The sequence below is a fragment of the Rhodococcus phenolicus genome (assembly GCF_001646785.1).
In the GTDB taxonomy this organism is placed as follows: Bacteria; Actinomycetota; Actinomycetes; order Mycobacteriales; family Mycobacteriaceae; genus Rhodococcus; species Rhodococcus phenolicus.
Genome location: NZ_LRRH01000078.1, coordinates 1 through 10347, shown reverse-complemented (window position 1 = coordinate 10347; position 10347 = coordinate 1). Strand labels below are relative to the sequence as shown.

The 10347-nt window shown below is 65.8% G+C and carries 12 protein-coding genes and 2 pseudogenes; 10 read left to right on the top strand and 4 right to left on the bottom strand.

Features of this window, described 5'->3' with window-relative positions; all coding sequences use genetic code 11:
• Positions 1-15: 15 nt before the first annotated feature.
• The 3 genes from A8G15_RS30040 to A8G15_RS20435 form a co-directional block, all read right to left on the bottom strand.
• Entirely contained in the window at positions 16-342 is a 327-nt protein-coding gene (locus tag A8G15_RS30040) for an SDR family NAD(P)-dependent oxidoreductase (protein ID WP_245687923.1), read from the bottom strand.
• A gap of 254 nt (positions 343-596) precedes the next feature.
• Complete coding sequence (locus A8G15_RS20440) at positions 597-1427, bottom strand: helix-turn-helix domain-containing protein (protein ID WP_068163768.1); 831 nt, start codon at positions 1425-1427, stop codon at positions 597-599.
• The gene (locus tag A8G15_RS20435; RefSeq protein WP_068163765.1) at positions 1424-1705 is read right to left on the bottom strand and encodes a hypothetical protein; all 282 of its coding nucleotides are present in this window, start codon (positions 1703-1705) and stop codon (positions 1424-1426) included. The genes A8G15_RS20440 and A8G15_RS20435 overlap by 4 nt, the downstream gene beginning before the upstream one ends.
• 255 nt (positions 1706-1960) lie before the next feature.
• Here A8G15_RS20435 and A8G15_RS20430 point away from each other — a divergent pair, with 255 nt between their 5' ends.
• The 4 genes and pseudogenes from A8G15_RS20430 to A8G15_RS31960 all read left to right on the top strand — a co-directional run.
• Complete coding sequence (locus A8G15_RS20430) at positions 1961-2695, top strand: Atu4866 domain-containing protein (protein WP_068163762.1); 735 nt, start codon at positions 1961-1963, stop codon at positions 2693-2695.
• Positions 2696-2722: 27 nt separating this feature from the next.
• Positions 2723-4126 (top strand): amidohydrolase family protein, encoded by a 1404-nt coding sequence (locus A8G15_RS20425; protein ID WP_082900034.1) that lies wholly within the window; start codon positions 2723-2725, stop codon positions 4124-4126.
• A gap of 23 nt (positions 4127-4149) precedes the next feature.
• Positions 4150-4401 (top strand): Atu4866 domain-containing protein, encoded by a 252-nt coding sequence (locus A8G15_RS20420; protein WP_211270208.1) that lies wholly within the window; start codon positions 4150-4152, stop codon positions 4399-4401.
• A gap of 136 nt (positions 4402-4537) precedes the next feature.
• Positions 4538-4699: pseudogene (locus tag A8G15_RS31960) on the top strand (ABC transporter permease subunit); the annotation flags it as partial.
• Between the two features lie 59 nt (positions 4700-4758).
• Here A8G15_RS31960 and A8G15_RS31955 read toward each other — a convergent pair.
• Positions 4759-5125: pseudogene (locus A8G15_RS31955) on the bottom strand (IS1634 family transposase); the annotation flags it as partial.
• Positions 5126-5413: 288 nt separating this feature from the next.
• Between A8G15_RS31955 and A8G15_RS20410 the strand changes: the two are divergent.
• The 6 genes from A8G15_RS20410 to A8G15_RS20385 form a co-directional block, all read left to right on the top strand.
• Positions 5414-5755: a GNAT family N-acetyltransferase gene (locus A8G15_RS20410; protein WP_068163754.1), complete on the top strand. Its 342-nt coding sequence runs from the start codon at positions 5414-5416 to the stop codon at positions 5753-5755.
• Positions 5752-6231, top strand: a complete 480-nt coding sequence (locus tag A8G15_RS20405) for a carboxymuconolactone decarboxylase family protein (protein WP_068163751.1) — start codon at positions 5752-5754, stop codon at positions 6229-6231. The genes A8G15_RS20410 and A8G15_RS20405 overlap by 4 nt, the downstream gene beginning before the upstream one ends.
• Positions 6232-6737: 506 nt before the next feature.
• Positions 6738-6899 carry a hypothetical protein gene (locus tag A8G15_RS30755; protein ID WP_156665497.1) on the top strand — a complete coding sequence of 54 codons (162 nt, stop codon included), beginning with the start codon at positions 6738-6740 and terminating at the stop codon, positions 6897-6899.
• A 477-nt stretch (positions 6900-7376) separates the two neighbouring features.
• The gene (locus A8G15_RS20395) at positions 7377-7664 is read left to right on the top strand and encodes a helix-turn-helix domain-containing protein (protein WP_068163774.1); all 288 of its coding nucleotides are present in this window, start codon (positions 7377-7379) and stop codon (positions 7662-7664) included.
• Entirely contained in the window at positions 7661-8911 is a 1251-nt protein-coding gene (locus tag A8G15_RS20390) for a type II toxin-antitoxin system HipA family toxin (RefSeq protein WP_068163749.1), read from the top strand. Before A8G15_RS20395 ends, A8G15_RS20390 begins: the two co-directional genes overlap by 4 nt.
• A 627-nt stretch (positions 8912-9538) precedes the next feature.
• A partial coding sequence (locus A8G15_RS20385; RefSeq protein ID WP_068163771.1) for an ERCC4 domain-containing protein occupies positions 9539-10347 on the top strand: 809 nt, incomplete at its 3' end.

Here is a 10347-nt window from a genome sequence, read left to right as displayed (position 1 = left end):
GGAGACCTCGCTCATTCAGTTGTCATGACACGCCAGGTGAGGCAATGAATCCCTCGGCGGAGCCACATTTGAAACACGGCCTAACGCGGCGTTGTTGACAAGCACGTCCAACGAACCGAGCGCACTGACCGCGCGCTCTACCAGGTTTCGTGCTTGCGTCGGATCTCCGATGTCACCGCTGACGATGGTGTGGCCTTCACCGGGAAGCTCTGACCTCGTATGCTCGGCGCCGCGCCGGTCTGTCGCATAGTGCACTGCCACGGTGTCACCGAGTTCGGCGAATGCACGGGCCGTGGCGCGGCCGATGCCGCTCGACGCGCCGGTGACCAGAACCTTTCGCATGGACTGAACCTTCGCTTTCGCGGTGAGTATCCCACCGATCTCGTGTCATCCGCCGTCCGCCAGCAGACAGGTCCCGTCACGAGACAGGGGCGGGCTCGACGTGGACAACACTATCCGACCTCGATTGGGGCGAACTTCCGTTCGGTGCAGGACAGCGGCAGGAGCACCCTCGAACGCTGCCGCTCTGTTCGGCAAAAGGTCACCCTGCAAAGACCGCGATGCGCGGACAATTCCTGCCTACCTGAACGACAGATCTACGGCAGATCGGAGCTGGCGGTTGCTGCGAGGGATCCCAACAGTTGGAGCTTGTCGGCACTGGGCGAGCCGACGGGAGCTTGGTAGACGATCAGCTGATGGCCGGGTGCGCTGCGGACGTCGAAGGCGTTGTATTCGAGGAGAAGATCGCCGACGGCAGGATGGCGAAATTCTTTTGCCTCGTGAGTTTTTCCTCGGACATCGTGCCGGCTCCACAGTTCGCGGAACTCGGCGCTTGCAGCGTGTGCCTGGAGAACAAGAGCACGGACGTCGTCTGCCGAACCCGTGTGGCCGAGAGCGAGCCGAAGGTTCGCGACACACGAGGTGGTTGCGCGATCCCGGTCGGTGAAGAAGCTGCGTCCGAAGGGGTCGAGGAAGACCATCCGCGCAATGTTGTCGATGCGTTCGAACCCGCTGTACAGCGCTCCAGCCAGATCGTTGTATGCAAGAACATCCAACTGACGGTTGATGATGAACGCGGGGGTATGCGACCAGGATGCGAGCAGTTGCCGGAGCGAATCGTCGACGGTCGTCCGTACCGGAGTGCGCGGTGTCGGGGCCAGACCGGCGAGGCGGAACAGGTGCTCGCGCACATCGGTGTCGAGGTCGAGTGCGCCGGCGAGGGCGTTGAGGACCGCTGGGGAGGGATTTCGCTCGCGTCCCTGCTCGAGTCGGGTGTAGTAGTCGACACTGACACCGGCGAGCATGGCGACTTCTTCACGGCGAAGGCCAGAAACCCGCCGCCCCGACTGCGCTGTGATGCCGACATCCGTGGGCTGCACGTGACCGCGTCGCGCTTTGAGGAATGTTCCCAATTCGGTGGAGCTCATGAGACGACGCTAGCCTCACCGCGACGCGGCTGGCAGGCCGTATCGCACCCAGGCTGGGTTTTCATGGCCGTGAGCACCAGGGCGGCACCGAACAGGGCGATCGCCACCACGAAGAACATAGCGGTGGTCACACTGCCACCGTGGGCCGGTGCAGCGATCACCGGGCCGACGCTGTCGCCGAGGAACATGAACGCGCCGTACCAGGCAGTCGCGCCGGCCGTCTCGGCGGGCGCAGACATCTCGACGATGCCTGCGACAAGAGCAGGAGTGGTCAGCACGATGGCTGCGACAAGACGATGACACCACCGGCGACGACCGAGGTGGTGCCCAGACCCCGATCACGGCCGCGCTGCCATGCGGCTCCTCTCACGAGATTCCTCGGAGCGACAGGCTCCGACTCTCGTACCTGGGCCAGTCCGAACCAGGCCGTAGCGCACCCAGGCACACAGCGGCCTGTTCCCGTGCTCCCTCCAGCCGGATAGTGGATCTCGCCGGAGTGACCCGGCGTCCTCGAATCCCATTCTGGAGTACACATGATCACCGCCTTCACCCCCGAACTGCTCGAACTCATCACCGCCAACCGCACCGGCGGGCATCGTCCGCTGCTGTTCGCCAACGCCCGGATCATCACCGGCGACTCCCTGATCGGCGACTTCGACCGCGGCGATGTTCTTCTCGGCGGCTCACGCGTGGTCGGTATCGGACCGGGCCTGCTGACCGCAGCAGATGACGACGGCGCCATCGTCATCGACTGCGCCGGGTATGTCATCGTGCCGACGGTCGTAGACACTACTCAGCTGCGCGGCCTGCGCCCGAAATCGTTCCGGTCACCGACCGCGATCGCGCCGGGCAATCCGGCCGGTTTCGCAATCCTGCCCGCCGTGTCCGGAGAATCGGAATCCGTGGTGGGCCGATTCCTCGCCGCCCCCGAGATCGCGCTCACGGTCGTCGTCGACGGTGACATCGCCGTGTGGGATGGACACCCGGTCGACGTCACCGACCTTGCAGCAGATATCGAGGTTGCCCACACCGCCTCCTCGGACCGGTATCTCGGCACCTGGATCGACGAGAACGATTTCGTGCACCAGCACCTGACCGCCGACGGACGCTACGACGAAACCCGCGGTGGACGCCCGCACGCCTACCAGGGCTCGTACTGGATCACCGGCGACCGCATCGACTACCGCGACGATCTCGGATTCTGGGCCTTCGGCGAATTCGCCGACGACGTATTGCATCACGCCGGCTACACCTTCCACCGCTCCTGACCTACCGCCGACACCCGAAAGCACACCATGCCGAAGATTTCCCTCACCGAGTTCACCGCTGCCCGTGACAGCGGCCGCCCGATCCTGCTGACCGGCGGCGCCGTCGTCACCATGGATCCCACGATCCCGGACCTCGACACCGGCGACGTCCTGCTCACAGGTTCCCGAATCGCCGCGATCGGAACCGACCTGCGCTCCGATCCCGAACACGGTGCCACCGCCACAGCGGCCCTCGTCCTCGATACCCGTGGGTCGATCGTCAGCCCCGGTTTCGTCGACACCCACCGTCACGCCTGGGAAGCGCAACTGCGCCGCAGCATCCCCGACGTCGCCGACCTCGGCGAATATGTCACCTCGACCCTGGCCGGCATCGCCCCGAACTACGCGCCGGAGGACATGTACATCGGGACCCGACTCGCCGCCTTGACCGCGCTGGATTCGGGTATCACCACCATGCTCGACTTCTCGCACAACTCGCGCAGCTCCGCGCACTCCGATGCTGCGCTCAATGCGCTCATCGACACCGGCATCCGCGGCGTGCATGCCTCGATGGGCCCGCACTTCGGCCAGTGGGACCACCAGTGGCCCGCCGACATGAGCCGGCTGGTGAACGACTTCCACGGCGCCGCAGGAGGTCTCGTCACCGTACGACTGGCGGCCCTGTCCACCGACGAGATCGCCGGACCCACCATCGCCTACGGCCCCGAACTCGCTGCTCTCGCTCGCGATCTCGGCGTGTGGACCAGCATCGACGCCGTCTTCGGAATGCCCTCCTCGGAGGCGATCCTGCGCTGGGCCCGGATGGGGATCCTCGATCCGAACCTCACCCTGATCCACTCGACGGGACTGACCCCCGAAGCATGGACGGCAATGGCAGACGCGGGTGTCACGGTCGCACTCGCCCCGACCTCCGACGCGCAGATCGGTCTCGACACAGCCGTACCCGCCGTCGACGAGGCCCTCGCCGCCGGGATCCGACCGGGCCTGAGCATCGACGTGGAGGTCGCGCTCGCCAGCGACATGTTCACCCAGATGCGGACCCTGCACGCCATCCAACGCATGCGTGCCACCAACGCTGCATACGGAACGGAGGAGACCCGCAACCGGATCACCACGCACGACGTCCTCGACTTCGCCACCCTGCAAGGCGCGCACGCCAACGCGCTCGGGCACGTCACCGGTTCGCTGACCCCCGGCAAGGACGCCGACCTGCTCATCGTCCGTGCCGACGACGTCAACAACATGCCTCTCAACGACGTCGTCGGCACCCTCGTGCTCGGCTCCGACACACGCAACATCGACACCGTCCTCGTCGCCGGCAACCCGCGCAAGTGGGCAGGTTCGCTGATCGGCGAAGACATCGACGCCCTCCGCGAGGACGTGATCCGCTCCCGCGACACCATCACCCGACGGGTGGCGGCAGCACTGTGAAGACCATGAAGGAAGCGAAGGACATGAAACAAAATCAGCACCCATTCGTCGGGCTGTGGGTAACCGCCGACGGGAACATCCGCCAGCGTCTCCTCCCGGAGGGACGGTACGTCGAGGCCCGCGGCAGCCGGGAGGCCGCCTACACCGGCGACTACCGGATCGATGGCACCATGATCTACTACCGCGACGACACCGGCTTCTCCGCCGACGGGGAGTTCCGCAACGACGTCCTCTACCACGCCGGCATGGTCATGCACCGGGACCCGACCGGCTGACGCAACCGTCGAACTGGAACCGGCAACCAACAGAGGCAGTCTGCACCCGAATGTCCCGGGTGCAACCCTCCTCGCTCGGGCTGAGCCTGCTCGCGCTCAACCGTGGACCAGACGGCCAACCCGTGGTTAGCCCCTCGTGGTGGTGATCGTGATCATCGCCGCGTTCACCTGGACCTACTTCGCGCGGCTGAGCCGGGGACTGACGGTGACTCTGCGGTCGCGCCCGTTCGTCGACGCAGCGGTGACCCTCGGCGCGAAACGCCGATGGTTCCTGTTCCGGGAGGTCCTGCCGAACGTGCTGCCGGTGGTCGTCGTGTACTGGGCCGTACAACTTCCCGCGAGCATCGTCGCGGAGGCGACCACCGCCCGGGCGCGAGCTTCCTGCACTTTGAATGTTTTCTCGTCCCGGGCGGCGCGGCTGCGGGAGTACTGCCAGGTCGCCCGCCACGCATTCGGATGGTCCCTCTCGTTCCAGACGGGCTCGGCTCGTCGCCGCCGGTTGTCGACCACGGAGCGACCGCGCCGGGGTGTGATGGTGTCGATGGTCTGCCCGGCGGTGAAAACATCGCCGGTCCAATGGAAGTGGGGAGGCGAGATCCCCGGGCGCTTTCGTGGCGCGGGAGCAGAGGATGAACTTCAGCCCGGCCTCGTCCAACGCTGTGAGATTGGACGCGGACAGCATCACGCCGTCGGCGGGGACGACCATCTCGACCCCGTCGAGGTCGAGGTGCGAGCTACGGACACACCAAGATCGCCGGCACGCAGATGGTCCCGTGTGCACATCTCGCTCCGCACCGCCCGAAATGTTCGTGCGCATGCGCGTGTTGGTCGTTCGATTGCGTGCAGCTTAAGCCTGAACTACATTGCCTCGCTTCCAGATTCGATGTCCATTCCTGGAGACATGGGACTCTCGATGCGCTTCGCCCGCGGCGAGAGGGCTACGTAATATAGTTGCGTAGTCAATTAGTTCTGTTAGAGTGAACTGCACAGTTCTCCTCAGGAAGGACACGCGATGAGCACCGACACTCCCGACCCGCGCCTTGCGAACATCACCGTCGCCCATGCGCCGGACCGGCACCGCTACGAACTGCGCGACGGCGACACCGTCATCGGCTTCACCCAGTACCGCACCCGCACCCGGACCGGCGGCGACACCCGGCGAGTGTTCGTCCACACCGAGGTCGATCCCGGCTACGGCGGCCTCGGCCTTGCCGCCCGACTCGTGGAATTCGCACTCGACGACGTCGCCGCCACCGGAGAACGCATCGTCCCGGTGTGCCCCTACGTAGCGAAATACCTACGCACACACCACAACTACGACCACCTCGTCGACTGGCCGGAGACCCCACAATGACCCCAGCCACACCCACCCGCATCTCGATCGACAAGCAGAACCGCCCCGTCTACCGCGCACAGGTCGCCGTCGCAGTCGCCGTCCGCGACGCCGTCGCCCAGGCGGGACTCGATCGCACACTCGTCGAACTGGTCAACATCCGCGTCTCCCAGATCAACGGCTGCGCCTACTGCCTCGACGTGCACACCCGCGACGCCCTCGCCGGTGGGGAAACACCGCAGCGCCTCGCCGTCCTCCCCGCGTGGCGGGAGACCGACCTGTTCACCGACCGCGAGCGTGCCGCCCTGACCCTCGCCGAAACGGTGACCACCCTGCCGGCCCCCGAACAGCAGGATCGAGACTATGCCAACGCCCGCAGCCACCTCACCGACGACCAACTTTCGGCGATCGTGTGGGTGGCCATCGCGATGAACGCTTTCAACCGCATCTCAATCCTCAGCCGACACCACGTCCGTCCCTCCACCTCGGACACCTGAGCCGCCTCAGGTCCGCGTAAAGACGCCACCACCGGTGCCACACCACCACGTCGCGACTCTGCCCGACCGGCATGCCGTCGCAACAAGTACCGGCGAGTGCACCTCACCCTCGTCCACAAAAAGCTCGAGTGGGGAGAACGCCATGACAGCCACGGGACCGACGAACACCCGCGCGGTCATAACCTGCCCGAATAGCACGAAGGCTCGAAGGTTGCCGTCCGGCGCCGTGTCGGTGAGGTGCTCGACATCGCGCCGGCGACACTGCGGAACTGGATCGAAGCCGCGGAGCGACAAGATTCCCCGACCGTCTCGACGTCGGACCGCGATGGTGGCCTCGATGCGGTACGTCAACTGCGTTAAGAGAACGCCGAATTACGCAGGGCCGATGATCTTTCGAAGTTACAGGCGCGTTCTTTGCGGCGGTGGAAGTCGGCGGCCGTCTACAGTGATTGCCGACTACATGGACGCGCGCCGTTCCCGTTTCGGGGGTCGATCCGACCTGTGCCGTGCTCACCGAACACGGCATCAGCATCGCCCCGTCCACCTCCTACAAGGCCAAGGCTCGCGGACGCGTCTCCGCCGCCGAGCTGGCCCGACGCCTACGCCCCGACGCCGTGCACGCGGTGTATGTGGCCGGTCGGCAGGTCTACGGTGTCTGCAAAGTCTGATACACGATGAAACGCATTGGTCATGACATCGATCGTGATCGTGTAGCCCGCCTGATGACGATCACCGGCATCACCGATGTCGTGCCCGGCAGACGCCGCACGGTCACCACCGAGCGCAATGGTCGAGCACCCCGGCATCGAAGATCTGATCGAGCCGCGCAGCATCTCGTTCGCGCGGGTTTGAGCGGCCGACAAGTAGCCCGCCTCTCTTTGCCGTACATGAGCGTGTAGAAACCCACGTTCGGGACACGTTCATCCACGCCGGCCTGACCTGGGTGCCGTACGTCCTGCTCGGGAACGGCGCACTCTGCCGGCCCACATGGTGGTGCATCCCGAAGGCGGTGAGCAGAGCCCTGTGCATGCGGCCTGGCCGGTCGAGCAGCGATGACGACACCTTGACCTCCCCACTATGACTACAATTAGTGTCACAACAACGATGTGTGCCGACGATTCCCGTCATAGATGAAAGGAGGCGTGGTGGCCGGGTACAAGATCGACCGACAGGTCGTCGCCTTCGGCGAGCACGTGCGCGGCTGGCGTATGGTGCTGGGCCTCACCGCCCAGCAGGTCGCCGAGCGTGCCGACATCACCCGCGATACCCTGCGCAAGATCGAGACCGGGGATCCGGGCGTGAGCTTTCGCAGCGTCGTCCAAGTGCTCCGGGCGCTCGGCGTGCTCGACCATGCGGTCGACGCGATCGACCCCCTCAACAGCGACATCGGGCGACTGCGGGCAGGCAACCTTACGAAGAAACGCGCCCGATGACCACCGTCGAGGTCTTCATCGATGACAAGGGCGGCGTCCGACCGGTCGGCCAGGCGCACTTCACCCGAAACCGTGGCCAAATCTCCACGACGTTCCTCTACGACCCTCGATACCTCTCGGGCGATGGCATGAGCATCGACCCGGCACTTCCGCTCGTGGCGGGCTCGCAACACCAGAGCAGCCTCGTGCGAGCCTTCGCCGACAGCGCTCCGGACCGGTGGGGGCGGAACCTGATCGTAAAGGGCGAGCGAGCCCGCGCCCGCGAGGAGAGCAAAGCTCCGCGCCGCCTGGACGACCTCGACTTCCTGCTCGGGGTCAGCGACGATACCCGCCAGGGCGCACTGCGTTTCAAGCTCCCCGGGGAAGGAGCATTCCTCGAAAAACCCTCGAGCGTCCCTCAACTGGTATCGCTGCCCGAGTTGCTGCACGCGGCCGACAAGATCGTCTCCGATGAGGATCCTGCACAGGCGATCAAGCAGCTCCTCGACACGGGCACGACAGGCCTCGGCGGCGCACGCCCGAAGGCATCGGTTCGACTCGAGGACGGAGCACTGGCGATCGCGAAGTTCCCGCACGGCAGCGACCAGTGGGACGTGATGGCGTGGGAGGCCACGGCACTCGATCTGATGGACAGCGCCGGGATCCGCACCCCCCGCAGGACGCTCACCCACGTAGGAGAACGCAGCGTCCTGATCCTGCGCAGGTTCGATCGCACGGACGAGGGGCACCGCATCGGATACATCAGCGCGATGACGGCCCTCGGCGCATCCGACGGCGAACACCGCGACTACGCCGACATCGCCGAGGCGATCCGGGACCTCTCCCGCTCCCCCAGGGCGGACCACCACGAACTCTTCGACCGCGCCGTCGCCAGCGTGGCACTGGGCAACACCGACGACCACCTGCGCAACCACGGCTTCCTCGCAGACCGCGGCTCGTGGACCATCAGCCCCGCGTTCGACGTGAACCCGACCCCGGACCCGTGGCGGGCAAGGTCGACCTCGATCATGGGGGCCGACACACATCCCGAAGAAGCCGAAGCCCTACTGGCTCTCGCGGAGGACTGCAGCCTGAACGCCGCACAAGCCCGCGCGAAGATGCGCCGCGTCGCTGGAGCACTGTCCAACTGGCGCGACGCCGCGCGCAACAACGGCGTCCACACACAGGAGATCACCATGATGGCCGAATCGATCCAGCCGCGGCTCGAAGCCGTGCTCGCGGCTGCGGCCACCGGGGCAAGCACATGAGCGGACCGACCGCACGGATCTCCTCGACGAGACCGAGACGATCGAGCAGTTCCGTACTGCGCCCGTCAGGTCCGTCCTCGGGGAACTGAGTCGTCTGCGGGCTCTCTCGACGAGCGTGCTGCGGACTCCGTCCAGGCTCAGTTCGACGACGAGGATCATTCCCACCGGCCCGCGCCAGAGATCACCACCGTGCGACGAGTCAACATGTCCGGCAGCGTCTTTGCCCCGGATGCCCCCCGAGAATCTGAACGAACTTCCCCTGCCACCCTCCGACGCGCTCGGGGAAAGGGCGGCCTCGAGGGCCTGCGCACCGAGGCTCTCGAACGCTTCCGAGCCAAGGCCGCTCCAGAACCCGGCCCCGTGCTACGCCAGCACGCGACGCGCACCAACGATGCGCGCCTGGCGGTCCCGACCACTCTGGTATGCTGCTCGATCCCCAGCGCGCAGATAGTCGAGTCGGCTACTTCCCTGCGCAGAACAGGCAGAAGGTAGAAGCCATCCCGAACACCGACGTCTCCGGCTATCAAGGCCACACGCAGATGCCGGTAAACAATGACATCCGAACACCGCGTCCGGGACACTGCCGGTGTGAACGACACACCGCACGCAGGACCAGCAGCGGCCGAGATGCTCATCGCACGCAATCCCGACCCGCAATCCCGCCTGCAATACCTCCTGCGGATCCCGATCGACCAAGGACTGGTGTTCCGCACCTCGGACGTATGGCCACGCACCAAAGCTCTGTTCTGCTATCCCGTCCCCAGCGAACACTGGCCCGAACACCCCGAAATCGTCGAACGAGCCCCGATACGCTCATGCACACGACGCGGCGCAGCAATCGACCTGATCCTCGACCGAGGACGAGAAAACCGATCCCAGATCGTGTTCACCACCGCCCGCGGCCGCGACGCAGTGTTCTGGCAGTCACCCCGCACCCGCAAACAGGCCCGCCCGAACGTACGCACCCCCACCGCCCGCGCCGCCGGCCTGACCGATCTGACCATCGTCATCGACACGCACGAACGCTACCCCTACCGATTCACCGGCCAACAGGTCCACACCGTCTCCGCAGCCCTACCCTGCGGCGACTACGCACTGCGCGCCGGAGACCGACTCCTCGCCTCGGTCGAACGCAAATCGCTCCCCGACCTGGTATCCAGCCTGACCAACGGAAAACTGCGGTTCGCGCTCGCCGAACTCGCCGCACTCCCCCGCGCGGCAGTGGTGATCGAAGACCGTTATTCGGCGGTGTTCAAACTCGAGCGGGTCCGCCCGGCAGTCGTCGCCGACGCACTGGCCGAACTGCAGATCCGCTATCCGACCGTGCCGATCGTGTTCTGCGAGAACAGGAAACTCGCCGAAGAATGGACCTACCGCTATCTCGCCGCGGCCCGACACTGGTGCGACATCGACGACACCGACCACCACCCCCCCCC